Source organism: Neorhizobium puerariae, assembly GCF_042429745.1.
Lineage (GTDB): Bacteria > Pseudomonadota > Alphaproteobacteria > Rhizobiales > Rhizobiaceae > Neorhizobium > Neorhizobium puerariae.
Window position 1 is genome coordinate 224,483 of the sequence record NZ_JBHMAA010000014.1, and the last position, 26,679, is coordinate 251,161.

Below are 26,679 nucleotides of genomic sequence, written 5' to 3' on the forward strand. Positions count from 1 at the left end.
TCAGGCGCTCCTGGCAAGAGGATGGGAAGCGGTTTCCCGTGCAATATCGAGTGCTTCGGCAAGGCGCATCGTCCGCCGTTCCGCGGAGGCGAGCTTGAGCGGAAAATCCGGTCGTGCATGGGCGCCGCGGGATTCCCGCCGCAGCGACGCGAAGACGGCGATCAGCAGCGCGACGAGCGCGGGATCGGAAGATGCCTCTTCGCTCTCGATGAGCGGCAACAGGCTTGCGATCGCGTCATGCATGGCGCCGGCATTGCGCAAGACGCCCAGATGGCGGGAAACGACGGGAGGCACCATGGAAAGGTCCGCGGGCGGCGGAAGGCCGGTTGCGGGCGCTGTTGCGGCGGTTCCATCGGTCGGCGCCAGCACTCCGGCAATGTCCCGTGCCGCCTGCATGCCCATCACCGCCGCTTCGAGCAGCGAATTGCTGGCCAGCCGGTTGGCGCCGTGCAGGCCGGTCGATGCCGCCTCGCCGACCGCCCAGAGCCCCGGAACCGAACTGCGGCCGTTGATGTCGGTCGCCACGCCGCCCATGTGATAGTGCACGGCCGGACGGACCGGGATGAGATCGGTCGAGGGATCAATGCCGGCCTCGCGGCAGAGCCCATCGATCGCCGGAAAGCGGCTTGCGAATTTCCGGCCGAGGGCCTTGCGGGCATCGAGGAAGACGCGGCCGCCGCGGCCGAGTTCGGCGCTGATCGCACGCGCCACGACATCCCGTGGAGCAAGTTCGGCGCCCGGCTCACGAACGAGGAACCGTTCGCCCTTCTCGTTGACCAGCACCGCACCCTCGCCGCGCACCGCCTCGCTCACCAGCGCCAGCGGCCGCCGGGGGGAATCCAGGGCTGTCGGGTGGAACTGCACGAATTCCATATCCGCCAGTTCGGCTCCCGCGCGTGCGGCCAGCATGACTCCCTGGCCGTAGTTGCCGACGGGATTGGTGGTTGCCTCGTAAAGCCCGCCGAGGCCGCCGGTGGCCAGCACGATGCGCGAGGCAGGCAGGACCAAGGCACCGCTGCGCGTGGCGCAGAGCAGGGCGGAAATCCTGCCGTCGTCGACCAGCAGCCGTCTTGCCTCGACATCGCCCAGCACGGTGATCGACGGCGTCTTGCGGACGGCCTCGACCAGCGCGCGGACGATCGCTGCGCCGGACCCGTCGCCTTCGACATGCACGATGCGCCGGCGGGAATGGGCGGCTTCCAGACCGAGCGAGAATACACCATCGGCGGTCCTGTCGAAGCGGACGCCGAATTTCTCCAGCATGGCGATCGCGGCCGGCGCCGCCTTCAGGATCGATGCGGCGGCGGCCACGTCGCACAGGCCGTCCCCGGCGGCGAGGGTGTCGGCGAGATGAAGGTCGGCATTGTCGTCCGCACCGAGGCTTGCCGCAATTCCGCCCTGTGCCCAGGCGCTCGACGTCTCCGCGCCAAGACCGGCGCGGGTGACGAGAACCACCGGCTGGGGCGCCAGCGTCAGGGCCGTCACCAGGCCTGCCAGGCCGCTGCCGACAATTGCCACGCGGCCGGCGAGGCGATTAGGAAGCTCGGTCATATCGCCAGCATCCTTTCCACGGCGCCGCGCGCCGCACCGGCGATCGCCGGATCGACAGTCACCTCATGACGGTTCTCTTCCAGGGCCTTGCGGATGTTGGAAAGCGTGATGCGCTTCATGTGCGGGCAGAGATTGCAGGGGCGCACGAATTCGACGTCCGGGTGGTGTACGGCGACGTTGTCGCTCATGGAACATTCCGTCAGCAGCACGACGCGGGCCGGTTTCTTCTGCCCGACATAATCCGACATGACCGCGGTCGAGCCCGCAAAATCCGCCTCCGCCACGACTTCCGGGGGACATTCCGGGTGAGCAAGGATCGTGACGCCCGGATAAGCCTCACGGAGATCGCGGACGTCCTGGGCATTGAAGAGTTCGTGCACTTCGCAATGGCCCCGCCAAGCGATGATCTCCACATCGGTCTCCCGGGCCACATTCTGCGCCAGATATTCGTCGGGGATCATCAGCACCTTCGGCACGCCAAGCGATTCCACCACTTTTCTCGCGTTGCCCGAGGTGCAGCAGATGTCTGAAGCCGCCTTCACCGCCGCCGACGTATTGACATAGGTGATGACCGGTACTCCCGGATGCGCTTGTCTCAGCAGCGCCACATCCTCCGGCGTGATCGATTCGGCCAGGGAGCAGCCGGCGCCCATGTCGGGGATCAGCACCGTCTTTTCCGGGTTCAGGAGCTTTGCTGTCTCCGCCATGAAATGCACGCCGGCGAGCACGATGACTTCCGCATCCACCTCGACAGCCTTGCGGGCAAGCGCAAGGCTGTCGCCGACGATGTCGGCGACGCTGTGGAAGATTTCCGGCGTCTGGTAGTTGTGCGCCAGGATAACGGCGTTGCGGCGGCGCTTCAGGTCGAGGATCGCCTCGATATCCGCCTCGTGGGACAGCCATTCGGCCCTGGGAATGACGCGGCTCACCCGGTCGTAAAGCGAAGATATCGACAGCGGAGAATTCATTCTGAGCTCCTTTATACTCGAATTGAGTATATTCGGCGCAAAGAGATATTCTCGAATCGAGTTTATGTCAACTGCGTGAAAGAGGAAGTTTCGATCCGGAGAGTGCCCGCTCTTCGAGGACCGCGTGCCGGTAGCGGAAAAGCTTGGCGGGGCGGCCGCCGGTCTCGTTCGTCATCTCGCCCGTTTCCTCGATCAGTTCCAGCTGGTCGATCAGCCGGCGGAAGTTCGGCTTGTGCAATGTCAGGCCCGCCAGCGCCTCGACGGTTCGCTGGAGCTGCAGAAGCGTGAAATTCTCGGGCATCAGCTCGAACACCACCGGGCGGTATTTGATCTTGGCGCGCAGGCGGGCAATGCCGGTCGCGAGAATGCGCCGGTGATCGGCAAACATCGAGCGGCCGAAGCGCTTTTCGGCGGAGCTGCCCGCTTCTGCCGCGAGCCCCGCCTCGTACATCAACTCGTAGCGCTGCAGGGTGAGATCTTCATTCCAGGCCGCGCTGCCTAGGCCGAAGGCGAAATCGATCCGGCGCCGGCGATGTTCGCGGCGAGCCGGTTCGGCTTCGGCCCATTCCTGCAAGCCCCTGGCGATGCCGGTGAGGATATCGGGTCTCCCTTTTCGATGGTCCTCCCAGGGGAAATATTCGTACCAGCCATGCCAGCCCGGCTTTCCGGCGCCCGGCGCCGCCTGCTCCCGAACGAGCCCGAGATAGCTGATCGAGACCGTCCGCCATTCTGCATCTTCCCGCGTGCGGTCGCGGTCGGCGAAGGTATAGAGCTGTTCGAGATAACCGACCGGGTGGCCCGTCTGTTCACCCACCCACTCCCTCAGGCCCGCCTGCAGGCTCCTGTGCCCCAGTTCGAACGGTCCGGAGGGAAGCGCGTCGCCGGAGCGGACGGTCATGACGCGAGGTTCTTCCCCGGTAACGGCTGCAAGAACCGCGATGAGCTCCGCATGGGCAAGTCCGATGGTCAAGGAAACTCCGAAAGCTGTTGTCGAACGCGTGGCAGGATTCTGCGGGGTAAGCTTACCGCAACCTCAGACCCGATTGCTACCGGCGTTGCAATAGCCCGCCGGCATGTTCCGGTTATGAGAACGTCATATCCGACTTATCTTGTGGGATGTGGTCGCGGGAGAAAGACCACCCCGAGGTGTGGCAACGGAATATGACACCAAGCCGCTTTGTGACGGCAATAGCTTGAGCTTACGCTGCTTTCAAACGGGATGAGGCAGCTCCGACATCGGAGGCCCAGAAAACACAAAAGCCCCGGAAAACCGAGGCTTCCAACATCCTGTAAAACTGGAGCGGGCGAAGGGATTCGAACCCTCGACCCCAACCTTGGCAAGGTTGTGCTCTACCCCTGAGCTACACCCGCTCATCATTCCGCCGGTCCGGGGTAGTTCGCTGAACCGGGGGTCGCGGCTCGTTGCCGGCGACGGGCGCTATATGGCCCAGACTTTTTTCAAATGCAACAGAGAAATGACGATTGGAACGAAGAAAAATTCCGAAGCAGGGAAACCTCATGGAAACCGCCGGTTTCCGCATGCGGAACCGGCGGCCCATGGCTGGTCACGAGGCGGGGCAGGCCGCGCCCGTGTCGACCCAGGCCTTGATGAGCTCTCCGAATCCGGCCTGCGTGCCCGGCACGGGCTCGCGGCCGGCGCCCGGGTTCCAGCCCCAGCCGACCAGTTCGTCATGCGCCATGTGCTCGACCAACCTGTCCATGGTCATGCCGCCGTTTCGGGCCGGGTCCTTGATCTGTTGACAGATCTGCCCCAGCGTCTTGCCTTGCCAGGCCATTTCGATCGGCGCGAGATGCCAGGCGGGATTGCCGGGTATGCTCTTGATCGTATCGGCCTGCCCGACGACCGGCGTGTTCTCTGCGCTATGGCAGGTTGTGCATTGCATGCCGGGCAGGCCCATGCCGCCATCGCCGCGGAAGACCGGCGGCTGGTGCGGATGCATCGAGGCGCCCTGCAGCGGCCGGTCGGTGGCCGGGTGACAGTTGACGCAGCGCGGATGCTGGATGACCTTGCCGGCTTCTTGGAAGAGCGCCACGGAGCGTTGCTGCTGGTTGGCGATCGACTGGAAGGAGGATGCCGGCCGAAGCGTCTTCGGATCGGCCCTCGTCTCCTGGGCGACGGACATGGGCGAGAGCGCCGCGCCGGCCGCCACGAACAGACAGGCGGCGGCAGCGCCGCTGAAAGCGATTTTCAGGTTCATCGGTCGTTGATCCTCAGGCAGAAACGATGTTGACGATCGGAAGCTGCCGGACCGGCGCCCCGGTCAGGCGCCGCCAGGCATTGGCCACTGCGGGGCCGACGGGCGGCACGCCGGGTTCGCCGACGCCGGTCGGCTTTTCGGACGACTTGATGATCTCCACAGCCACATCCGGCATCTCATTGATGCGGATCGAACGGTAGTCGTGGAAGTTCGACTGCACGATCCTGCCGCCCTTGCCGAGCGTCACCGCATCGAAGAGGACCGCTCCGAGGCCATAGCCGATGCCGCCCTCCATCTGCGCCTTGATGACGTTCGGATTGACGGCCACGCCGCAGTCGACCGCACACCATACCTTGTGGACACGCGGAGCGCCTTCCGGACCGACCGAGACCTCGACCACCTGGCCGACATAGGTGTTGAAGCTTTCCACCACAGCGACGCCGCGCGAACGGCCTTCCGGCACCTGTCCGCCCCAATTGGCCATTTCGGCGGCCTTCTTCAGCACGCCCGCATGGCGCGGCTCGTCCTTCAGGAGCGCCAGGCGGCCCTCAACCGGATCGCGGCCGATTTTCTGGAAGAGTTCGTCCACGAAGGTCTCGACAGCAAAGCCCGTATGCGTATGCCCGACCGAGCGCCACCAGAGAGGCGGCACGGCGAGCTGGACGTTATGGGAGGTCACCTTGAGGTTGGGGATCGCGTAAGGCAGGTTCGACGCCCCTTCGACCGAGGTCGGATCGAGATCCGCCTTGGCCATGATCGACTGGCCGACGATCACCTGCTCCCAGGCGGTGATCTGCCCTTCCGCATTGATCGCGCCGCGCATCCTGTGGGCGTACATCGGGCGGTAATAACCGCCGCGTATGTCGTCCTCGCGGGTCCACATGTGCTTGAGCGGACGGGACCCGTCCGTCGCGGCGTAGACGGCGGCCGCTTCCTGCATGTAGGGCGAGCCGAACTGCGCCTTGCGGCCGAAACTGCCGCCGGCGAGCTGGGTATTGACCCGCACCTTCGGCTCGTCGAGGCCCAGGATGCCGGCCGCGGTCGACTGATCGAAGCCCGGGAACTGCGCACCGTTGTAGATATCGATCGAGCCGTCATCCGCCTTGACGAAGACCGCGTCGAGCGGCTCCATCGGCGCATGCGCCAGGAAGGGGAAGACGATCTCCACGTCCAGCATCTGCAGGCCCTGCGCCTTGAAGGCCTCTTCGACATTGCCCCTGTTGGTCGCCTCCAGTCCCGGTTCGCCGAAGTGCCTGACATATTCGGCGGCGAGTTCCTCCGAGGAGCGGATCTCGGCCTGGGAAAGGTTCCATTCGATGCTCAGCGCATCGCGGCCCTTCAAGGCTGCAAAGGTATTGTCCGCATACACGGCGACGCCTTGCGGGACCTGTTTCACATCGACGACACCCTGTATCTTGCGGGCTTCGGCGTCGTTGAAGCTTTTCACGGTCGCGCCAAAGTGCTCCGGATGGGCGACCACCGCGATCAGCAGGTTGTCCGGCGTGATGTCGAGCGTGAAGATCGCGGTGCCGTTCGTCTTGCCGTGTGTGTCGAGTTTCGGCAGCTCCGTGCCGATCAGCACGAAATCCTTGGGGTCCTTGAGCTTCGGCTCGGCTGGCGGCGTCCGGCGGGAGGCCTTTTCGGCAAAGGCGCCGAACCCGCTTTCCCTGTTCGATGCGGCATGCTGGATACGGCCCTTCTGGACGGTGATCTCGGAAGCCGGCACATTCCATTCCTCGGCCGCAGCCGCGACCAGCATGGCGCGCGCCGTGGCGCCCGCCTTGCGCATCTGCTCGTAGGCATTGGCGATCGAGCTCGATCCGCCGGTGCCCTGCAGGCCGAAGGAGAGGTTTGCGTAGACCTTGTTGTCGGTCGGCGAGTGGACCGCGCGCATCTGGCCCCAGTCGGCGTCGAGCTCCTCGGCGACGAGGGTGGCGAGGCCGGTGAAGGGGCCCTGGCCGAATTCGATGTGCTTGGAAAGCACGGTGACGGTGTCGTCGGTTCCGATCTTCACGAAGGCGTTCAGCGGGGCGAGCGCCGGATCGCCGCCGGCATGCACGCCGGTCTGCGCCGCAGCGAGAATCCTGGGTGCGATCGCGACGCCGATGACGAGGCCGGAGCCGGCGAGGAAGCCGCGGCGGGTGGCGGTGATATCATGCAACGTCATGGCTCAGCCCTCCATCGAGTTGGCGGCGTTGTGAATCGCTGCCCGGATGCGATGGTAGGTGGCGCATCGACAGATATTGCCGGCCATTGCGCCGTCGATATCCGCGTCCGTCGGTTTCGGCACCATCTGAAGAAGGGCCACCGCCGACATGACCTGGCCGGACTGACAGTATCCGCATTGCGGTACGTCCAGGCCCGCCCATGCGGTCTTGATGGCATCGGCTTCCTTTCCGGAAATGCCCTCGATCGTGACGACGTCCGAACCTTCGATCATCGAGATCGGGGTGACGCAGGCTCGGCGCGGCATGCCGTCGAGATGCACGGTGCAGGCGCCGCACTGGGCGACCCCGCAGCCGTATTTCGTGCCGGTGAGCTTTTCGAAATCGCGAATGACCCAAAGGAGCGGGGTGTCGGGGTCGCCGTCGAACGTTCGTTCCTGTCCGTTGAGCGTGAAGGTGACCATGGGCGGACCTTTCTTGAGAGAAGCCGGCATCTCGCGCCGGCGATGGATGAAAAGCGGCAGTTATCGGCCGGGGCCGAGGGCGAGGAAAAATGACGCACCGAAATCGAATGAAAAATCGAGGCTTCTTATTCTTGATGATCGCGGAGGCGCCTCCAATCGGATGAGCCTCCGGTTATAATAACTTGGCCGACCGTCGTACAAGTTCAAGCGCTTCACGAGATTGTGTGCGCCTCGCTTGGCCGGAGGGCATATTGAGGCTATACTCGACAAGCCCACCAACAGAGCAATTCCCCGAGAATGACCGAAACCGCTTCGAAAACCGCCGAGGACCTGTTCCGTTTCCTCGACAGCCTCAACATTTCCCATTCGACCAAGATGCATCCGCCGGTTTTCACCGTGGCGGAATCGGAAAGCCTGCGAGAGGAGATACCCGGCGGGCATACCAAGAACCTCTTCGTCAAGGACAAGAAGGACCGGTATTTCGTCCTGACGGTCGAGGAACGCGCGACGGTCGATCTCAAGACGGTTCACAAGGTGATCGGCGCCGCGAGCCGCGTCTCCTTCGGCAGGCCGGAAAAGCTGATGGAATATCTCGGCGTGATTCCGGGATCGGTGACGGTGTTCGGCGCTTTCAACGATACCGGGCGCAATGTTACCTTCGTGCTGGACGAAGATCTCATGAAGCATGATGTCGTCAACGGCCATCCGCTGTCCAACGACGCGACGACATCGATCGGCCGCGACGACCTCATCCGCTTTCTGGAGGCGACCGGCCACATGCCGCTTGTCTTGAAAGTGACGGACTGACATACGATCTTTGCGAGCGATACAACCACGACACAGAGCGTTCCCGGGAGAACATCGATGAGCGGCAGAGACAACCCCTATGGCGGTTCCTACGGCGCCAGCGCCTATGGCGGGCAGGTGACCGCTTCGGCGAACTACGGCGCGGCGCCAGCAGCGTCATCCGGCGGTTCCTATGTCACCGACACCAGCACGGCGGGCTTTACCAAGGATGTCATCGAGGAATCGCGTCGCCAGCCGGTTCTCGTGGATTTCTGGGCCCCCTGGTGCGGTCCCTGCAAGCAGTTGACGCCCGTGCTCGAAAAGGTCGTCAACGAAGGTCAGGGCCGGGTGAAACTCGTCAAGATGAACATCGACGACCATCCGTCCATTCCCGGCCAGCTCGGCATCCAGTCCATCCCTGCCGTCATCGCCTTCGTGGATGGCCGCCCGGCCGACGGCTTCATGGGCGCGGTTCCCGAAAGCCAGGTGCGCCAATTCATCGACAGGATCGCCGGGCCTGCTGGCGTCGACCAGGCAGCCGAGATCGAATCCGTGCTTGGCGAGGCCGAAACCATGCTTGCCGGAGGCGATATCCAGGGAGCCGCCCAGCTTTATGGCGCGGTCCTGCAGGCCGATCCGGAAAACGCCAAGGCGGCGGCCGGCATGATGCAATGCCTGATCGCCACGGGCGATATCCCCCGGGCCAGCCAGGTGCTTGCCTCCATTCCCGAAGATCTCGCCAAGGACCCGGCCATCCAGGCGGTCGCCAAGAAGCTGGAGCAGATCGAGGAAGCCCGCAAGCTCGGCGATCCGGTCGCGCTCGAACACGATCTCGCGCTGCATCCGGACAATCACGAGGCCCGCATGAAGCTTGCCAAGATCCTCAATGTCGAAGGCAGGCGAGACGAGGCGGCCGAGCATCTGCTGATGATCATGCGCAAGGATCGCGCTTTCGACGACGACGGCGCCCGCCGCCAGCTTCTGCAGTTCTTCGAAGTCTGGGGTCCAAAGGACCCGGCGACGATCTCCGCACGCCGCAAGCTGTCGTCCATCCTCTTCTCATGACCGGCGGGCGGCTCCGCCCCGGTCACGTCGGCGGGTCGAAATGGCGGCCGGAATGGCAATCGGATTCGGTTTGAGCATGTGTGATCCGGAGCGCTCTTGCGTTCTTCGGCCGTCGCCCCACATTATTCCGAGCGGCGGTTCTTGCTGACGATCTGGGAGGTCTCGGTCCCATGCATGTGGGAAATGCACGATATGTGAAACGGGAGGATTTGCCGGAAACGATTCCCGTTTTTCCGCTGACGGGTGCCCTGCTTCTGCCGGGCGGGCAACTGCCTCTCAACATCTTCGAGCCGCGTTACCTCGCGATGTTCGACCGCGCGCTTGCCGCCGACCGGCTGATCGGCATCGTGCAGCCGTCGCTTCTGGAAACCGGCGAGCCTGCGGAAGGTCCGCGCCCGGTTCTGTCGACCGTCGGCTGCATCGGCCGGATCACCTCGTTTGCGGAGACGGGTGACGGACGCTACATCGCCTCGATCAGCGGGGTGTGCCGTTTCCGGCTGCTGGACGAGACGGGGGAGGGGCATCCCTACCGCACCTTCAGGATCGCGCCGTTCCTGGCCGATCTCTCGGCGGAGGACGACGAGAGTTCCGTCGACCGCGTCGAGCTTCTGCGCGTTTTCCGGGCCTATCTCGATGCCAACAAGCTTGAGGCGGATTGGGAAAGCGTCGAGCGCGCCGGCAACCGGACGCTTGTCAATTCTCTCTCCATGATGTCGCCTTTCGGCCCGGCCGAGAAACAGGCCCTGCTGGAGGCTCCCGACCTCAAGACCCGCGCTGAGACGCTGATCGCCATCACCGAAATCTTCCTGGCGCGCGGTTTCAGCGATACCGACACCATTCTCCAATAGCAATGGTGGCCGGCATGGACGAAAAGCTCAGCAAGGTCGACCCGAAACTTCTCGATCTCCTCGTCTGCCCGCTGACGAAGGGCCGGCTGTCGTTCAATCGGGAGACCAACGAACTGATCTCGCAGAAGGCGCAGCTCGCCTATCCGATCCGGGACGGCATTCCGATCATGCTGATTTCCGAGGCCCGAAAGATCGAGGATTGAGGTTTGTTCTTCACCCCGTATGCAGGAGGGGGAGGGGATTGCCCTGCCGGCAGGCGGATGAGGAGCGGTTTTCGGCGAACTTAGATCGCTTCGCCGGCCAGCAGCCTGGGTCCGCCTTCACCGGTCTTCCCCGCTGCCTGGTCGATGAAGTAGGTCTTGAGCCCCGGCAGGCGATCGACGATGCCGAGACCGAAGTCGCGGGCGATGCGGATGGGGGTGATGTCGTTCGAGAACAGCCGGTTCAGCACGTCGGTGGTCACGCCCATGCGGAACGTATCGAAGCGCCGCCAGGACTGGTAGCGTTCCAGTACGTTGAGCGCGCCGATATCGAGGCCGAGGCGGTCCCCCTCCACCACCGTTTCGGCCAGCGCCGCGACGTCCTTGAAGCCGAGATTGAGCCCCTGACCCGAAATCGGATGGATGCCGTGCGCCGCGTCGCCGGCCAGCGCGAAGCGTGGCGCGACGAAGGCGCGGGCAAGCGTGAGGCCGAGCGGAAAGGCCCGCCGCCCGCCAACCAGACGCAATTCGCCGAGCTTGTGGCCGAAGCGCCGCTGCAGCTCTTCTTCGAACACCAGATCGTCGGATGCGACCAGGCGCTCGGCTTCCGATGTCCGCTCGGTCCAGACCAGCGACGCGCGGTTGCCGGTGAGCGGCAGGATGGCGAAGGGGCCGGAGGGCAGGAAATGCTCTTCCGCGACGCCTTCGTGCGGCCGTTCGTGGGCGACCGTTGCAACGATGCCCGATTGGCCGTAATCCCATTTGACGGTCCTGATGCCGGCCATGTCGCGGAGCCTGGAGCGCACGCCGTCGCAGGCCACGAGCAGGCGGGTCTCCTGGGTGGAGCCATCGGACAGGGATACGGTGCAGCGGGTGCTTTCGGATTGGAAGCCTGTGGCGGAAAGCCCGTGCCGGATCGGGATGCCGAGACGCTCGGCCGCGCCTCGCAAGGCCCTGACGATCGAGACGTTCGGTATCATATGGGCGAAGGGCTTGCCTTCCTCGACCTCGCCGTCGAATGTCAGGAAGACCGGTCTTACGGGATCGGAGGTGCGGCTGTCGGTGACGATCATCCTGGCGATCGGCTGCGCGTCCGGCTCGATTTCCTTCCAGATGCCGAACACTTCGAGCATGCGTGCCGCGGCCGCGATGATGGCGGAGGCGCGCTCATCCTTTTCCCAGGCGCCGGCCGGCGCTGCCTCGATCACCTCGACCTGCAAATGGGGGGCCGCCTGTTTGACCGCGACCGCAATCGCGAGCCCCACATAACCGCCTCCTGCAACCAGCATATCGAGCATTGGCCTTAAGCTCCCGTGAGACTTGAGAATATCCTGTCATGCATATAGACCATCGAGCAGCCGCTTCCTATTGCCGGAGTCCGTCATAATGTCGCGCCAGACCGAATCTTCGTCCGCCATGGACCAGCTGATCGCGACGCTCGATCTCGAAAAGCTCGAGGAAAACCTCTATCGCGGCCTGAGCCCGGAGGTCGGCTGGCAGCGGGTCTTCGGCGGCCAGGTGATCGCCCAGGCCTTGATGGCTGCCCAGCGGACCGTTCAGGCCGATCGTTTCGTCCACTCCCTGCATGCCTATTTCATGCGGCCGGGCGATCCCGCCGTGCCGATCCTCTATCAGGTGGAGCGTATCCGCGACGGGTCAAGCTTCACGACGAGGCGGGTCGTGGCGGTGCAGCACGGCAAGGCGATCTTTTCCATGTCCGCCTCCTTCCAGGTCGAGGAGGAGGGGTACGAACACCAGATAGACATGCCCTCCGTCACCCAGCCGGAAGACCTGATGGGAGAGAAGGAATTCAAGGCGCTCTTCCTGGAGCATGCGCCGGAATCGGTCCGGCGGTATTGGGACCGGGAGCGGCCGATCGAGGTGCGGCCGACATCGCTTCTTCACTACCTGACCAGGGACAAGCTCGAGCCGCGCCAGGATATCTGGGTCCGCACCGTCGGCGCGGTGCCGGCCGACCGGCATTATCAGGCGGCGGTGCTGGCTTGGCTTTCCGACATGACCCTGCTCGACGCTTCCCTTTATCCGCACGGCATTTCGATTTTCGACCCGGCGCTCCAGGCTGCGAGCCTGGATCATGCCATGTGGTTTCACCGGCCCTTTCCGTTCGACGACTGGCTGCTTTACACGCAGGACAGCCCGAGCGCTTCCGGCGCCCGCGGCATGACGCGCGGAAGCATTTATAGCCGTTCCGGCACGCTGATTGCTTCCGTCGCACAGGAAGGACTGATTCGGAAAAAGGCAAATGAACGATAATTGTGCATTTTTCAAAATTTGCACAAATTTTGACCGCCTTTGCGCCATTCAAATGCCCGTTTCTTAAGGCCGCTTTTACAAGCTTTTATATTTCAATAACTTATAGCCTTATTCGAATCTGGCACGCCCTTTGAATGTAACTAGCCAGTCGTTGTCATGATCTGCCAGCGATCAGGAGAGTCGGCCTTTTACGCCGAAGACAAACAAAGGATGGGAAGCCAGATGAAAATCGTGATGGCCATTATCAAGCCGTTCAAGCTGGATGAGGTGCGCGAAGCCCTCACGGCTGTCGGTATCCAGGGCCTGACCGTCACCGAAGTCAAAGGTTACGGGCGCCAGAAGGGACACACCGAAATCTATCGCGGCACCGAATATGCCGTGAGTTTTCTGCCGAAGCTGAAGATTGAGGTCGCCGTCCCCTCCGATCTCGTCGACAAGGCGGTGGAAGCGATCGCCTCGGCCGCCAAGACCGGCCAGATCGGCGATGGCAAGATTTTCGTTTATTCGATCGAACAGGCCGTGCGCATCCGTACCGGCGAAACCAACACAGAAGCGCTCTAATAAGCACGGCTGACAGGGGAGTTTTTTAGCTATGCAATTCAACAGGTTTTCTATTTTGGGACGTTTGGGCGCCACGACTGCGGCACTGTTCGCGCCCGTCGTCGCCTTTGCGCAGGATGCTGCTGCGCCGGCCATGACGGTCGACAAGGGCGACACGACCTGGATGCTGATTTCTGCCATTCTCGTCCTTCTGATGATCGTTCCCGGCTTGGCGCTGTTCTACGGTGGTCTTGTCCGCACCAAGAACATGCTCTCCGTGCTGATGCAGGTCATGATGATCGCCGCCGTGGCCATGGTCGTCTGGGTCACCTACGGTTATTCGCTGGCCTTTACAGATGGCGGTTCGCTGAACAGCTTCGTCGGCGGCTTCTCCAAGATGTTCCTCGCCGGTGTCGACACCACGACGCTTTCGGAAAGCTTCACCAAGGGTGCGGCCATTCCCGAACTGGCCTTCGTCTGCTTCCAGATGACGTTCGCCGCGATCACGCCCGCGCTGATCATCGGCGCTTTCGCCGAGCGCATCAAGTTCTCGGCCGTGATCCTCTTCACGATCCTGTGGCTCACCTTCATCTATTTCCCGATGGCTCACATGGTGTGGTTCTGGGGTGGCCCGAGCGCCTATGACGGCCCGACCGGCCTTATCTTCGGCTTCGGCGCCATCGATTTCGCCGGCGGCACGGTCGTTCACATCAATGCCGGCATCGCCGGTCTGGTCGGCGCCATCATGGTCGGCAAGCGCACCGGTTTCGGCAAGGACATGATGGCCCCGCACTCCATGACGCTCACCATGGTCGGCGCCTCCCTGCTGTGGGTCGGCTGGTTCGGCTTCAACGCCGGCTCCAACCTCGAAGCCAATGCCTATGCCGCTCTCGCGATGATCAACACCTTCGTCGCGACCGCTGCCGCCGTCATTTCCTGGTCGATCGTCGAGACCTTCGCCCGCGGCAAGGCATCCATGCTGGGTGCCGCCTCTGGCGCCGTCGCCGGACTCGTCGTCATCACCCCGGCCGCCGGTTTCGTCGGACCGATGGGCGCCATCATCATGGGCCTGATCGTTTCTCCGGTCTGCTACTTCTTCGTTTCGACCGTGAAGAACAAGTTCGGTTATGACGATACGGCGGACGTCTTCGGCGTCCACGGCATCGGCGGCATCATCGGCGCGATCCTGACCGGCGTGTTCGTCAATCCCGCTCTCGGCGGTGCCGGCATCGTCGACTATTCGACCGCCGATTTCGCCGCTTCCTATGCTGGCACGGCCACCCAGGTCTGGGCGCAGCTCAAGGGTGTCGTCGTCACGCTTCTGTGGTCGGGTATCGGTTCAGCGATCCTCTACAAGGTCGTCGACCTCATCGTCGGCCTGCGCGTCACGGTCGAAGCCGAGCGCGAGGGCCTCGACCTCGCGACCCACGGCGAAGCCGCTTACCACTCGTAAGCCCGAGTTTGCGCCGGCGCATCGTCCCCGGCGCTTTCAGTCCCGTCGCAGCCTCCCATGGGAAGCTGCATTGGCCCGGCGTTCGCGCCGGGCTTTTTTTGTTCGTGTTTTCAGGCTTTCGGATATGCATCGCGGTTAAAGCCACATTAACCATCGTCACGCTACTCTCTGCCGGAGTTGTGTGAATCGGCCGGCGGTCTGCCGATTCGCGTGAAGGGTTGCGTTCCAAGGACAGCGGACACATACGATGGGCAGAAGCAGTTCGGCGGCTATGGCAAACCGGTCCACCCGCTTGGTGCTGACCGCCTTCGTGTGGAGGCAGGCACTCGCACTTGCCGGTTTCGGCCTCTTTGCGGCGCTGGCGCTCGCGGTGGCGGCGCTCGCCACATGGAACGTCGCCGATCCGAGCTTCTCCTACGCGACCGACAACGCTCCCACCAACATACTCGGCTTTCCCGGCGCGGCTTTCGCCGACCTGATGATGCAGTTCCTCGGCCTTGCCAGCATCGTGGCGTTGCTGCCGGTGCTGGCTTTCGCGCTGGCGCTGATCTCGGGCCGCAGATACGATCGCATCCCGGCCCGGCTCGCCGCCTGGGGCGGCGGCACGCTGCTTGCTTCCGCGACGCTCGGCTGCTTTCCAGCGCCGCCCACATGGCCGATCCCGAACGGCATCGGCGGGGTGATCGGGGACATGATCCTGAGGTTCCCCGCGCTTTTCGTCGGAGCCTATCCAACCGGCATGGTGGCGATCGTACTCGGCTGCATCTTCACGCTTCCCTGCATCTGGCTCATGCTGTTTGCCTCCGGCCTCGTGGGCGAGGCTTTCGAGGAGGATGCCGAGGACGACGACCGGCCGGTGGCTGCCGCGAAGGCGCGTCCCCAGCGGGAAGATGCCGACGACGAGGACGACGAGGAAGGCGGATTTGCCGGTTTCCTCGCATTCGGTGCGCTTGCGCATTACTGGTATATCGCCCAGGCGCGCCTGCGCCGGCTTGCCGGCGTTAAGCCGCGCGCCCATGTCGGCTTCGACCAGCCCTATGATTTCAACGACGACGAATTCGGAACGCTGAACGAGCCTGTCCGCGCGAAGGCGCCTTCAGCCGTTGCCGGCCACCGTCTGGAACCGTCCCTCGACGGTCCGGCGGCACGCGCTGCCGGCTCGCGCAGGATCGTGGCAGCCCCGCCGATTTCCGCCCATGACGACGATGACTACGACGACGATCCGCCGTTCGGCGTGGATGACATGCCTCCGCGTCCGGCCGGTATTCTCGCGGATGACGATGACGACGATGATGCGCCGTTCGTCACCTCCCGCGCGCCGCAGCCCGCAGGCGGCCGCGCCCAGCCGCGTGTCGCGCCGGCCGCCGCGCCGCCCAGGCCCAGCGCCCGTCTCGCCCGCGAAGCCCAGACGTCGTTCATCTCCCCGGAAGGTTTCCAGCTTCCTTCCGTGCATCTTCTCAACGAACCGAAAGCGGTCGCCCGCGACACATCGCTTTCCGCCGACGCGCTGGAGCAGAACGCCCGCCTCCTGGAAGGCGTGCTGGAGGATTTCGGCGTCAAGGGCGAGATCATCCATGTCCGGCCCGGTCCGGTCGTCACGCTTTATGAACTGGAGCCCGCTCCGGGTATCAAGTCCTCTCGTGTCATCGGCCTTGCGGACGACATCGCCCGTTCGATGAGCGCGATTGCCGCCCGCGTCGCCGTCGTGCCGGGTCGCAATGCGATCGGCATCGAACTGCCGAACCGCACCCGCGAAACCGTCTATCTGCGCGAGATGATCGGCAGCAAGGATTTCGAAACCAGCAAGGCGAAGCTCGCCATGGCGCTCGGCAAGACGATCGGCGGCGAGCCTGTGGTCGCAGACCTCGCCAAGATGCCGCATCTGCTCGTCGCCGGCACGACCGGTTCGGGCAAGTCGGTCGCCATCAACACGATGATCCTGTCGCTTCTCTATCGTTATACGCCGGAGAAGTGCCGTCTGATCATGATCGATCCGAAGATGCTCGAACTCTCCGTCTACGACGGCATTCCGCATCTGCTTTCCCCTGTTGTCACCGATCCGAAGAAGGCCGTCGTCGCGCTCAAATGGACCGTCCGCGAGATGGAAGAGCGCTACAAGAAGATGTCGAAGATCGGTGTCCGGAACATCGACGGCTTCAACAGCCGCGTCGAGCAGGCGATCGAGAAGGGCGAGATCCTCACCCGCACCGTGCAGACCGGTTTCGACCGACAGACCGGCGAGGCGATCTACGAGACGGAGGAATTCGATCTCGCGCCGATCCCTTATATCGTCGTGATCATCGACGAGATGGCCGACCTCATGATGGTCGCCGGCAAGGATATCGAAGGCGCTGTGCAGCGCCTGGCGCAGATGGCGCGTGCGGCCGGTATCCACGTCATCATGGCGACCCAGCGCCCCTCGGTCGACGTCATCACCGGCACGATCAAGGCCAACTTCCCGACCCGCATCTCCTTCCAGGTCACGTCGAAGATCGACAGCCGCACCATTCTCGGCGAGCAGGGGGCCGAACAGCTCCTCGGCATGGGCGACATGCTCTATATGGCGGGCGGCGGGCGCATCCAGCGTGTCCACGGCCCGTTCGTGTCCGACATCGAGGTCGAGGAGATCGTGTCCTACTTGAAAACGCAAGGAGCGCCCCAATATCTCGATGCGATCACGGCCGATGACGACGAGGACGGCGGCGCGGGCGGCGGCCCGGCGGGCACGTCGAATCTCGCTGATTCGGAAGATCCATACGATCAGGCGGTGGCGATCGTGCTGCGCGACGGCAAGGCGTCTACATCCTATATCCAGCGCCGTCTCGGCATCGGCTACAACCGCGCCGCATCGCTGATCGAGCGGATGGAGCAGGAAGGGCTGATCGGGCCGGCCAACCATGCGGGCAAGCGTGAAATCCTCGTGCCCACGGAAGGCGATGTCCTCGACCGGTAAGGCTTTCGTGATAAAAGAAAGGCGGCCATCAAGACGCCGCCTTTCGCACGGAGGAATAGAGGGAAGGAGACCAGAATGAAGAACGAAAAATCCATCCTTTCAGATTCCCGTTCCCATGCGATCGGCCGCAGGCAGTTTTCGCTCGGGCTCGTGGGTCTTGCGGCTGCAGCGTTCGCGCCTGCCCCGGCCTTCGCCCAGAGCGTGCCCTCCGCCGCGGCGCAGAAGATCGCCGACCACTTTTCCTCGGTCAAAACCATGATGGGCGAATTCGTGCAGTTCGGCCCGCGCGGCGAGCAGACCGGCGGCAAGTTCTACATCGAGCGGCCGGGCAAGCTGCGCTTCAACTTCGAGAACCCGTCGCCGATCCGTGTCATCGCCGATGGCAGGAACGTGGTGATCGGCAACCTGAAGCTCAAGACATGGGATATCTACCCGCTTTCCAAGACGCCGCTCAGCCTGCTGCTGGCCGAGCGCATCGATCTCGGCAACCAGATGGTCCGCGATGTCCGCGAGGAAACGGACCTCACCACCATCGTTCTCGGCAACAAGACCGTCTTCGGTGATTCGACCATCACCATGATGTTCGATTCGAAGACCTATGACCTGCGCCAGTGGACGATCACCGATGCCCAGAACAAGGACACGTCGGTGATGATCTACAATGTCCAGAACGGCGTGAATTTCGACGAGAGGGTCTTCACCATCCCCTATGACGACGTGCGGAAGATGTAATCTTCTCCGGTTCACCAATGTGAAAGGGCTGTCCGTCGCGGCGGCCCTTTTTGCTTCTCAGCGCCTGAAAAATTTCCTAAACCTCGGCGACACGTCGAGGTTCAATCATGACATTTTCCATCGCCACCTGGAACATCAACTCCGTCCGGCTGCGCATGCCGATCGTCGAGCAGTTCCTCGTCCGCCACAAGCCGGATATCCTCTGCCTGCAGGAGATCAAGTGCCAGGAGCCGGAATTTCCGCTGCAGCCGCTGAAGGACCTGGGCTACCAATACATCATCATCCACGGCCAGAAGGGTTATCACGGCGTTGCGATCGCCTCGAAGATCCCGCTCGCCGAGGACCACCGGCAGAACTATTGCGGCGTCGGCGACGCGCGGCACATTTCAGCGATCGTCGAGCGCGGTTCGCGGCGCATCCGTGTGCATAACTTCTATGTTCCGGCCGGCGGCGACGAGCCAGACCGGACGGTCAATCCGAAATTCGGCCACAAGCTCGATTTCGTCGAGGAGATGAAGGCGCTGAAGGCGGACGCGATGCCCGGCATTTCATCGATCCTCGTCGGGGATCTCAACATCGCGCCGCTGGAGCACGATGTCTGGTCGCACAAGCAGCTCCTGAAGATCGTCAGCCATACTCCGGTCGAGACCGAAGGCCTCAAGGACGTCATCGCCCGGGGCGGCTGGCTCGACCTCATGCGGCAGCACACGCCGGAGCCGGCGAAGATCTATACCTGGTGGAGTTATCGCGCCAAGGACTGGGAAGCGGCGGACAAGGGGCGCCGGCTCGATCATATCTGGTCGTCACCCGATCTCGGGCCGTTCCTGGATCGCATCGAGGTGCTGAAGGAAGCCCGCGGCTGGAACCAGCCTTCCGACCATGTGCCGGTGACGGCCGTGTTCAAGTTCTGACATTCAAGGGCGCGCTTCCACCTCTCATCCGCCTGGCCGGGACATCTTCCCGCGGCGGGGAAGAGGTGTGGTCTGGGGGCAAGAGGTTACGCGAACCTGTGCCCCATCGCAGCCGCGGCCTTGGCGAGGGTCGAGATATTGTCGCGAATGCGGCTTTCGATCATGCGGCCGACCTCGGGATATTCCTCCAGCAGGCGATAGAACAGCGACCGGCTGATTTTCAGGGCTTCGGAATCCTCGACCGCTATCGCCGTGAACTTCCGTTCGACCATGGTGACCAGTGCGAGTTCGGACAGAAGCGTGCCCGGCCCGACGGTCGCCTGTACCTTCATTTCGCCATTGCGGTCGGCGGTCAGCAGTTCGAAACGGCCTCGTGCGACGATGAATGCCGATTCCGCCGGCGACCTTTCCCGAAAGAGTTCCTGGCCGGTAACCACAGGCCGATGCTCGGCGCCGAAGGCGACGAGGCGAAGCTGGTCGTCGTTCATGTCCCTGAAAAGCGGGACCTGGGTCAGCAGGCGGATATCTTCGGTCAGCGACATGGTCAGGGAACGATCTTGTAACCGCCGTTTTCGGTAACCAGGATTTCGGCACTGGACGGGTCGCGCTCGATCTTCTGGCGAAGGCGGTAGACGTGGGTTTCCAGCGTGTGGGTGGTGACGCCGGAATTGTAGCCCCAGACTTCCTCCAGCAATACATCGCGCGTGACGACCTTCTGGCCGGCGCGGTAGAGATAGCGGATGATCGCCGCTTCCTTCTCCGTGAGCCGGATCTTCTTGCCGTCCTCGGTGGTGAGCAGCTTCTGGCTCGGCTTGAAGAGATAGGGGCCGACGGTGAAGGTGGCGTCCTCGCTCTGCTCGTACTGGCGAAGCTGGGCGCGGATGCGGGCGAGCAGCACGGCGAAGCGGAACGGCTTCGTGACATAGTCGTTGGCGCCGGCTTCCAGCCCGAGGATCGTGTCGGAATCGGTATCGTGGCCGGTCAGCATGATGATCGGCGCCTTGAAGCCGTTCTTGCGAAGCAGTTTCACCGCTTCGCGGCCATCCATGTCCGGCAGGCCGACATCCATGATCAGGAGGTCGATCTGGGTATTCTTGGCGGTTTGCAGCGCCTTGGCGGCATTGGCCTCCTGCAGGATCGAAAATTCGTCGTAAAACGACAGTTGCTCGACCAGAGTCTCGCGCAGGTCGTCGTCGTCGTCCACAAGGAGTATCGTACGCGCTGCCATCCTGAAGCCTTTCTCTTGCTGCCCGCGTTGATGGCCTGCAATTCTGCAGCCAAACGCGATCAGGGCCTTCGTCCTCAATCCCTACAGCATCGGCTCGAGAATCGAAATCGATTTTCGGAAGTACGATGCCTAGATTCAATAAGTTAGAGCATCCGTTGCGCATCCATAGGGCCGCTCGGCGCTCCAATGTGCTATGAATTCAAACGAAATCATATTCAAAGCAAAAACTTGTGAGAAAAATGCAGCGTTTTCACGGCTCGCGCCACCATCCCAATGCGATCACCGTCAGGACTGCGCCGCGCGACCGCAGGCAGGGCATCGTTTCATTCGGCGGCATCACTGTCCGCGCGGCGCTCGGCCGTTCCGGTACGAGCGCCTTCAAGAGGGAAGGAGACGGCGCCACGCCCGTCGCGGCCATGCCCGTTCTCTACGGCTTCGTGCGCGGCGAGCGGGTCCGCCTGCCGCCGACGGCGCTGCCGATCCGTCGCATTCGCAAGGACATGCTCTGGTGCGACCAGCCGGAACATCCAGCCTACAATCGCCTCGTCAGGGCGCCGTTCCGGCCAAGCCACGAGGAGATGATGCGGGCCGACGGGCTCTATGACATCTGCATCGTGCTTGATTGGAACATCCGTTCACGCCGCCGGCATGGAGGTTCGGCAATCTTTTTCCATCTCATCAAGCCGGGCTACCAGCCGACGGCCGGCTGCATCGCGGTGAGCCTGCGCGACATGCTCCAGCTCATCCGTTTCCTGCGGGCGGGGATGGTGTTCAAAATCCGTTGAAGGCTGCCATGGGCAGCCGTGGCGGTCTCCGGATGTCGCAAAACCGTAATACAGCATCTCTAGGTTTAGAACGGCTCTAAAAGAAGAGAAAATTAGGCCAGTTTACAACCTTGGAGATAGTCCCGATGACCGAACATCTTTCCCAGAAGATATTCCCCACGACCCAACTCGAAGACGCCGATGGCGACGGACATAACTCCAGCGTCAACCCGACGATGGGTGAGATCATCAGCAAGCGCTTCTCGCGCCGCAATTTTCTTCAGGGATCGCTGGCTGTTTCGGCGATTGCCGCAACCGTCGGCCCCGTGGCGCTGATGAGCGCGGAGGAAGCCCGTGCCGCAGGCGGTTCCGCCTTCTCCTTCCCGGAAGTCGAGGCGGGGGTCGATGCCAATCACCATGTGGCCGAAGGCTATGATGCGGATATCCTGCTGCGCTGGGGCGATGCGATCTTCGCGGACTCGCCGGCCTTCGATCCGAAGAACCAGACCGCCGCAGCCCAGGTCCGCCAGTTCGGCTACAACAACGACTATGTCGGCTTCATTCCGCTGGAAGGCTCCTCCGAACACGGCCTGCTCGTCGTCAACCACGAATACACCAACCCTCACCTGATGTTCCCCGGCCTCGTCACCATCGCCGAAGGCAAGGTCAAGCAGGGCGCGCTCAGCAAGGATCAGGTCGACGTGGAGATGGCCGCGCATGGCGGCACGATCGTCGAAATCCGCAAGGTCGGCGGCAAATGGCAGGTCGTTCCCGATGGGCGCTACAACCGCCGCATCACCTCCACGACCGAGATGCAGCTTTCCGGACCGGTTGCAGGGCATGATCGCGTGAAGACCTCCGCCGACGCGGCAGGCACCCGCGTCATCGGCACCCTCAACAACTGTGCCGGCGGGGTGACCCCCTGGGGCACCTACATCATGGCCGAAGAGAACTTCCACGGTTACTTCTCGGGCAAGCTGCCGGAGGGGCACAAGGAAGCCGCCAACTACAAGCGCTACGGCGTTCCGGAAGGCGGTTACGAGTGGGCGAATTTCTACGACCGCTATGATCTCGCCAAGGAGCCGAACGAGCCGAACCGCTTCGGCTGGATCGTCGAGGTGGATGTCATGGACCCAACGTCCACGCCGAAGAAACGTACGGCCCTCGGCCGCACCAAGCACGAAGGTGCCGAGTCTATCGTGGCCCGGAACGGCAAGGTGGTCTTCTATCTCGGCGATGACGAGCGCTTCGACTACGTCTACAAGTTCGTGACCGACGGCACCTACAATGCCAACGATCGCGCCGCGAACCTGAACCTGCTCGACGCCGGTACGCTTTATGTCGCCAAGTTCGGCGAAGACGGCACGATGCAGTGGCTGCCGCTGATCCATGGCCAGGGGCCGCTGACGGCGGAAAACGGCTTTGCCAGCCAAGCGGACGTGTTGATCGAGACCCGGCGCGCGGGCGACCTGCTCGGGGCGACGAAGATGGACCGCCCGGAAGACGTGCAGCCGAACGGCATCAACGGCAAGGTCTATGTCATGCTCACTAACAACTCCCGCCGCAAGGCGGATCAGGTGGACGCCGCCAACCCGCGCGCGGAAAATGCTTTCGGCCACATCATCGAGATTGCCGAAGACGGCGGCGACTTCACAGCCACGAGCGGCAAGTGGGAAGTGCTGCTGAAATGCGGCGATCCGTCGGTTGCCGCCGTCGGCGCCTCTTTCTCGACCGAGACGACCAAGAACGGCTGGTTCGGCATGCCGGACAACTGTGCCGTCGATTCGGCGGGCCGCCTTTGGGTCTCGACGGACGGCAACAGCAACAAGGCCACCGGCCGCACCGACGGGCTCTGGGCCGTCGATACGGAGGGCGCGGCCCGCGCGACGTCGAAGCTGTTCTTCCGCGTGCCGGTCGGCGCGGAAATGTGCGGCCCGCTGTTCACGCCCGACGATGAAACGGCCTTCGTCGCCGTCCAGCATCCGGGTGATGGCGGCGAAGACTGGTCGGGCCATGGCCGCCCGTCCTACTACGAGGATCTTTCCACCCGCTGGCCGGATTTCAAGGACGACATACCGGTCCGCCCCGCGGTCGTGGCGATCACCAAGATCGGCGGCGGCAAGATCGCGGTCTGACGCGCAATCCCTGAAAACAGGAGGCCCCGCTGCAATCGGCGGGGCCTTTCATCCACTTGGAAGCTGTCGCGCGTCGTCTTCCTTCACTCAAGGGAACGCGGGGTGACGAACCGTTCCAACCGGCCCGATCCCTCGCCGACCCCCTGCCAGTCTGCGGTGTCGAAATCGATCACGACAAGCCCTGCGGTCGGGTATTTTTCGGCTATCTTCTGCCGGGTATCGGCGTTTCCCGTATCGGAGAGCAGAAGCGCAAGTTCCTGAAGGCCGGGATTGTGCCCGATGATCAGCAGATTGCGGCAAGCGGCTTCGACCTCGGCCAGAACGTCGAGGATTTGCGCCCCGGACGCCTCGTAGAGGCCGGCGTGATCGCGCACGTCCACTCGTCCGGGCAGCTTGTCCCGGACCAGCGCCCATGTCTCCTGCGTGCGCCGTGCGGGGGAGACCAGCCCGAGATCGGGGACAAGCCGTTCGCGAGCCATATAGTCGCCCATCAGCGGAGCGGCCTTCCGGCCTCGCGGGGCAAGGGGGCGCTCCTCGTCCGCCACGCCCTCCGGCCATGCGGATTTGGCATGCCGCAGGAGAATCAGCCGGCGGCCTGCCCTGTCTTTCTTCTTCGGTTTGGCGGACATGGCGGATACTTTCTCCAGAAGCGATGCAGCATGCTGCGATCCGGGCGGATCGTCGCCGGACAACCGCGAGACCAGTCATTCTGCAACAAAAATGCCGCCCGCGGAACGGACGGCATCGGGGAATATCCGGCGGAAGCGGGTTACTTCCAGTCGCGGATATCGACGAAGTGGCCGGCGACCGCTGCCGCGGCAGCCATGGTTGGCGAGACGAGATGGGTGCGGCCCTTGTAGCCCTGGCGGCCCTCGAAGTTGCGGTTCGAGGTGGAGGCACAGCGCTCGCCCGGCTTCAGCCGGTCGTCGTTCATGGCAAGGCACATGGAACAGCCCGGCTCGCGCCATTCGAAGCCGGCCTCCTTGAAGATCTTGTCCAGGCCCTCGGCTTCCGCCTGTTCCTTCACGATCCCCGAACCCGGAACGATCATGGCGGAAACGGTCGAAGCCACCTTCTTTCCTTCGACGACCTTTGCGGCTGCGCGCAGATCCTCGATGCGGCCGTTGGTGCAGGAGCCGATGAAGACGCGGTCCACCGCGATATCGGTCATCCGGGTGCCCGGCTTCAGGCCCATGTATTCCAGCGCACGCCACTTGGAGGCGCGCTTCGTCTCGTCCTGGATATCGTCCGGGTTCGGAACGGCGCCCTGAACGGAAACGACGTCTTCCGGCGAGGAACCCCAGGAGACGATCGGCGGCAGGTTGGCGGCGTCGAGCACGACCACCTTGTCGAAATGCGCGCCTTCGTCCGTCTTCAGCGTCTTCCAGTAGTCGAGGGCCATGTCCCACGCCTTGCCCTTCGGCGCGCGGGGCTTGTCCTTGATGTATTCGAAGGTCGTCTCGTCCGGGGCGATCAGGCCGGCGCGGGCGCCGCCTTCGATCGTCATGTTGCAGACCGTCATGCGGCCTTCCATGGAGAGCGAGCGGATCGCCTCCCCGGCGAATTCGATGACGTGGCCGGTGCCGCCGGCGGTGCCGATCTCGCCGATGATGGCGAGGATGATGTCCTTGGCGGTGACGCCCGGCGGAAGCTGGCCGTCGACGCGCACCAGCATGTTCTTCGCCTTCTTCTGCACCAGCGTCTGGGTGGCGAGGACGTGCTCGACCTCGGACGTGCCGATACCGTGCGCCAGCGCGCCGAAAGCGCCGTGCGTGGAGGTGTGGCTGTCGCCGCAGACGATGGTCATGCCCGGCAGGGTGAAGCCCTGTTCAGGCCCGACGATATGGACGATGCCTTGGCGAATATCCTTTTCGGAATAATATTCGACGCCGAAATCCTTGGCGTTCTGGGCGAGCGCCTCGACCTGGATGCGGCTTTCCTCATTCTTGATGCCCTCATGCCGGTCGGCTGTGGTCGGCACGTTGTGGTCGACGACGGCCAGCGTTTTTTCCGGGGCGCGGACCTTGCGGCCGGCCATGCGCAGGCCTTCGAAGGCTTGCGGCGACGTCACCTCGTGCACGAGGTGACGGTCGATATAGAGAAGACAGGTGCCGTTCTCGTCCTCGGAAACGACGTGGTCGTCCCAGATCTTGTCGTAGAGGGTGCGGGGTGCGCTCATGGCTGCTATCCGTTTTAGCTGAATGGAACAAGGGATTGGTGGCCGGCAGCCGCCGGCTGCCGAAGATGCTGAACCAGGTCAGCCAAGTCGGTCGCAAAGCGCCCCGGAAACCCGCGCGAAGAAGCGTGCCGGCAGGCGCTTGTGATCCTGCAGCACGACGACATGGTTCGCGAGACATCCGAATTTCGATCCCATGGCGGCTCAAATATCAGTTTTCGACAAATTCGGCAACGGGATTGCTTCGCAACCGATCTGTCGCATCACTGTCATAAAGTCTTCGCTGAAACGTGCTTCATCTGGCGTCTCAAACGCGAGGAACGCCGTCATGTCTGAACCCATTCACGAACAACTCAGCCGCATCAAGGACGAGATCGCCGACAGCTTCGATGAAGAGCTGGAATTGCAGATGGAGGAGGATCAGCTCGACGAGCTCGTCGCCGAGGGCATGTCGGGCCCCGCCGAGCAGACGCTCGACCGCAAGCTCTATTTCCGCGAGCTCTTCAGGCTGCAGCATGAGCTGGTCCGCCTGCAGGACTGGGTCCAGTACAAGAAGCTCAAGATGGTGGTGATCTTCGAAGGCCGGGATTCGGCCGGCAAGGGCGGTGCGATCAAGCGCGTCACCCAGCGCCTCAATCCGCGTGTCTGCCGCGTGGTCGCGCTTCCGGCGCCCACGGAGCGCGAGCGGCACCAGTGGTATTTCCAGCGTTACGTGCCGCACCTGCCCTCCGCCGGCGAAATGGTCCTGTTCGACCGGTCCTGGTACAATCGCGCCGGTGTCGAGCGCGTCATGGGCTTCTGCTCGCCGGACGAGCTGGAGGAGTTCTTCCGCTCCGTGCCGGAATTCGAACGCATGCTCGTCCGCTCCGGCATCATCCTCCTGAAGTACTGGTTCTCGATCACCGACGAGGAGCAGGAATTCCGCTTCAAGATGCGTATCCACGACCCGCTGAAGCAGTGGAAGCTCTCCCCCATGGACCTGCAGAGCCGCGTCCACTGGGAGGAATATACCAAGGCCAAGGAAGAGATGCTTCAGTACACCCATATTCCGGAAGCGCCCTGGTGGGTCGTGCAGGCGGTCGACAAGAAGAAGGCGCGGCTCAACATGATCGCGCATCTCCTGTCTCAGGTGCCGTACGAAACAGTGCCGAAGGAGCCGATCACACTGCCGGACCGCGTTCGCCACGAGGATTATGCCCGCCATCCGGTGCCGCCGGAAATGCATGTGCCGGAAGTCTACTGAGGCC

At 63.2% G+C, this 26,679-nt stretch carries 24 protein-coding genes and 1 tRNA gene; 13 read left to right on the top strand and 12 right to left on the bottom strand.

Features of this window, described 5'->3' with window-relative positions:
* From ACFFP0_RS12900 to ACFFP0_RS12930, 7 genes are all read right to left on the bottom strand, one after another.
* Positions 1-1,551 (bottom strand): L-aspartate oxidase, encoded by a 1,551-nt coding sequence (locus ACFFP0_RS12900; protein WP_377261142.1) that lies wholly within the window; start codon positions 1,549-1,551, stop codon positions 1-3.
* Complete coding sequence (nadA, locus tag ACFFP0_RS12905) at positions 1,548-2,519, bottom strand: quinolinate synthase NadA (protein ID WP_377261144.1); 972 nt, start codon at positions 2,517-2,519, stop codon at positions 1,548-1,550. Before nadA ends, ACFFP0_RS12900 begins: the two co-directional genes overlap by 4 nt.
* Positions 2,520-2,586: 67 nt before the next feature.
* Entirely contained in the window at positions 2,587-3,489 is a 903-nt protein-coding gene (locus ACFFP0_RS12910; protein ID WP_377261146.1) for an NUDIX hydrolase, read from the bottom strand.
* A 326-nt stretch (positions 3,490-3,815) separates the two neighbouring features.
* Positions 3,816-3,890 (bottom strand) — tRNA-Gly (locus tag ACFFP0_RS12915).
* Positions 3,891-4,084: 194 nt separating this feature from the next.
* Complete coding sequence (locus ACFFP0_RS12920; protein WP_377261149.1) at positions 4,085-4,738, bottom strand: Isoquinoline 1-oxidoreductase subunit; 654 nt, start codon at positions 4,736-4,738, stop codon at positions 4,085-4,087.
* A 13-nt stretch (positions 4,739-4,751) separates the two neighbouring features.
* The gene (locus tag ACFFP0_RS12925; protein WP_377261151.1) at positions 4,752-6,905 is read right to left on the bottom strand and encodes a xanthine dehydrogenase family protein molybdopterin-binding subunit; all 2,154 of its coding nucleotides are present in this window, start codon (positions 6,903-6,905) and stop codon (positions 4,752-4,754) included.
* A gap of 3 nt (positions 6,906-6,908) precedes the next feature.
* The gene (locus tag ACFFP0_RS12930; protein ID WP_377261153.1) at positions 6,909-7,367 is read right to left on the bottom strand and encodes a (2Fe-2S)-binding protein; all 459 of its coding nucleotides are present in this window, start codon (positions 7,365-7,367) and stop codon (positions 6,909-6,911) included.
* 297 nt (positions 7,368-7,664) lie between these two features.
* On the opposite strand from ACFFP0_RS12930, the gene ACFFP0_RS12935 reads away from it, so the two are divergent.
* The 4 genes from ACFFP0_RS12935 (at position 7,665) to ACFFP0_RS12950 (ending at position 10,269) form a co-directional block, all read left to right on the top strand.
* Positions 7,665-8,174, top strand: a complete 510-nt coding sequence (locus ACFFP0_RS12935) for a prolyl-tRNA synthetase associated domain-containing protein (RefSeq protein ID WP_377261155.1) — start codon at positions 7,665-7,667, stop codon at positions 8,172-8,174.
* A gap of 57 nt (positions 8,175-8,231) precedes the next feature.
* On the top strand, positions 8,232-9,218 hold the full coding sequence (gene trxA, locus ACFFP0_RS12940) for a thioredoxin (RefSeq protein WP_377261157.1): 987 nt from the start codon (positions 8,232-8,234) through the stop codon (positions 9,216-9,218).
* A 170-nt stretch (positions 9,219-9,388) separates the two neighbouring features.
* Complete coding sequence (locus ACFFP0_RS12945; protein ID WP_377261159.1) at positions 9,389-10,066, top strand: LON peptidase substrate-binding domain-containing protein; 678 nt, start codon at positions 9,389-9,391, stop codon at positions 10,064-10,066.
* 14 nt (positions 10,067-10,080) lie between these two features.
* Positions 10,081-10,269: a Trm112 family protein gene (locus ACFFP0_RS12950; RefSeq protein WP_377261162.1), complete on the top strand. Its 189-nt coding sequence runs from the start codon at positions 10,081-10,083 to the stop codon at positions 10,267-10,269.
* Positions 10,270-10,349: 80 nt separating this feature from the next.
* Here the strand turns inward: ACFFP0_RS12950 and ACFFP0_RS12955 are convergent, their stop codons facing one another.
* Complete coding sequence (locus ACFFP0_RS12955; RefSeq protein WP_377261164.1) at positions 10,350-11,564, bottom strand: ubiquinone biosynthesis hydroxylase; 1,215 nt, start codon at positions 11,562-11,564, stop codon at positions 10,350-10,352.
* Positions 11,565-11,652: 88 nt separating this feature from the next.
* On the opposite strand from ACFFP0_RS12955, the gene tesB reads away from it, so the two are divergent.
* The 6 genes from tesB (at position 11,653) to ACFFP0_RS12985 (ending at position 19,129) form a co-directional block, all read left to right on the top strand.
* A complete protein-coding gene (tesB, locus tag ACFFP0_RS12960; RefSeq protein ID WP_377261167.1) occupies positions 11,653-12,540 on the top strand; it encodes an acyl-CoA thioesterase II in 888 nt (295 codons plus the stop codon).
* A 210-nt stretch (positions 12,541-12,750) separates the two neighbouring features.
* Positions 12,751-13,101 carry a P-II family nitrogen regulator gene (locus ACFFP0_RS12965; protein ID WP_377261304.1) on the top strand — a complete coding sequence of 117 codons (351 nt, stop codon included), beginning with the start codon at positions 12,751-12,753 and terminating at the stop codon, positions 13,099-13,101.
* 31 nt (positions 13,102-13,132) lie between these two features.
* Positions 13,133-14,533 (top strand): ammonium transporter, encoded by a 1,401-nt coding sequence (locus ACFFP0_RS12970; protein ID WP_377261170.1) that lies wholly within the window; start codon positions 13,133-13,135, stop codon positions 14,531-14,533.
* 247 nt (positions 14,534-14,780) lie between these two features.
* On the top strand, positions 14,781-17,486 hold the full coding sequence (locus tag ACFFP0_RS12975; protein ID WP_377261173.1) for an FtsK/SpoIIIE family DNA translocase: 2,706 nt from the start codon (positions 14,781-14,783) through the stop codon (positions 17,484-17,486).
* 75 nt (positions 17,487-17,561) lie between these two features.
* The gene (locus ACFFP0_RS12980) at positions 17,562-18,218 is read left to right on the top strand and encodes an outer membrane lipoprotein carrier protein LolA (protein WP_377261176.1); all 657 of its coding nucleotides are present in this window, start codon (positions 17,562-17,564) and stop codon (positions 18,216-18,218) included.
* 107 nt (positions 18,219-18,325) lie between these two features.
* Positions 18,326-19,129 (top strand): exodeoxyribonuclease III, encoded by an 804-nt coding sequence (locus tag ACFFP0_RS12985; protein ID WP_377261178.1) that lies wholly within the window; start codon positions 18,326-18,328, stop codon positions 19,127-19,129.
* 86 nt (positions 19,130-19,215) lie between these two features.
* Here ACFFP0_RS12985 and ACFFP0_RS12990 read toward each other — a convergent pair whose 3' ends face one another.
* Together ACFFP0_RS12990 and ACFFP0_RS12995 are read right to left on the bottom strand one after the other, a co-directional pair.
* Positions 19,216-19,671, bottom strand: a complete 456-nt coding sequence (locus ACFFP0_RS12990) for a cyclic nucleotide-binding domain-containing protein (RefSeq protein WP_377261181.1) — start codon at positions 19,669-19,671, stop codon at positions 19,216-19,218.
* Positions 19,672-19,673: 2 nt separating this feature from the next.
* Positions 19,674-20,357: a response regulator transcription factor gene (locus tag ACFFP0_RS12995; protein WP_377261184.1), complete on the bottom strand. Its 684-nt coding sequence runs from the start codon at positions 20,355-20,357 to the stop codon at positions 19,674-19,676.
* 230 nt (positions 20,358-20,587) lie between these two features.
* On the opposite strand from ACFFP0_RS12995, the gene ACFFP0_RS13000 reads away from it, so the two are divergent.
* Positions 20,588-21,142, top strand: coding sequence for a L,D-transpeptidase family protein (locus ACFFP0_RS13000; RefSeq protein ID WP_377261186.1), 555 nt, complete (start codon positions 20,588-20,590; stop codon positions 21,140-21,142).
* Between the two features lie 125 nt (positions 21,143-21,267).
* Positions 21,268-23,256 carry a PhoX family protein gene (locus ACFFP0_RS13005; RefSeq protein ID WP_377261188.1) on the top strand — a complete coding sequence of 663 codons (1,989 nt, stop codon included), beginning with the start codon at positions 21,268-21,270 and terminating at the stop codon, positions 23,254-23,256.
* An 83-nt stretch (positions 23,257-23,339) separates the two neighbouring features.
* On the opposite strand, the gene ACFFP0_RS13010 is transcribed toward ACFFP0_RS13005, so the two are convergent.
* The gene (locus ACFFP0_RS13010; RefSeq protein ID WP_377261190.1) at positions 23,340-23,885 is read right to left on the bottom strand and encodes a SixA phosphatase family protein; all 546 of its coding nucleotides are present in this window, start codon (positions 23,883-23,885) and stop codon (positions 23,340-23,342) included.
* Positions 23,886-24,025: 140 nt separating this feature from the next.
* Positions 24,026-25,435, bottom strand: coding sequence for a 3-isopropylmalate dehydratase large subunit (gene leuC / locus ACFFP0_RS13015; protein ID WP_377261192.1), 1,410 nt, complete (start codon positions 25,433-25,435; stop codon positions 24,026-24,028).
* A 325-nt stretch (positions 25,436-25,760) separates the two neighbouring features.
* Between leuC and ppk2 the strand changes: the two genes are divergently transcribed.
* Positions 25,761-26,675: a polyphosphate kinase 2 gene (gene ppk2, locus ACFFP0_RS13020; RefSeq protein WP_377261194.1), complete on the top strand. Its 915-nt coding sequence runs from the start codon at positions 25,761-25,763 to the stop codon at positions 26,673-26,675.
* The last annotated feature ends 4 nt before the right edge of the window (positions 26,676-26,679 follow it).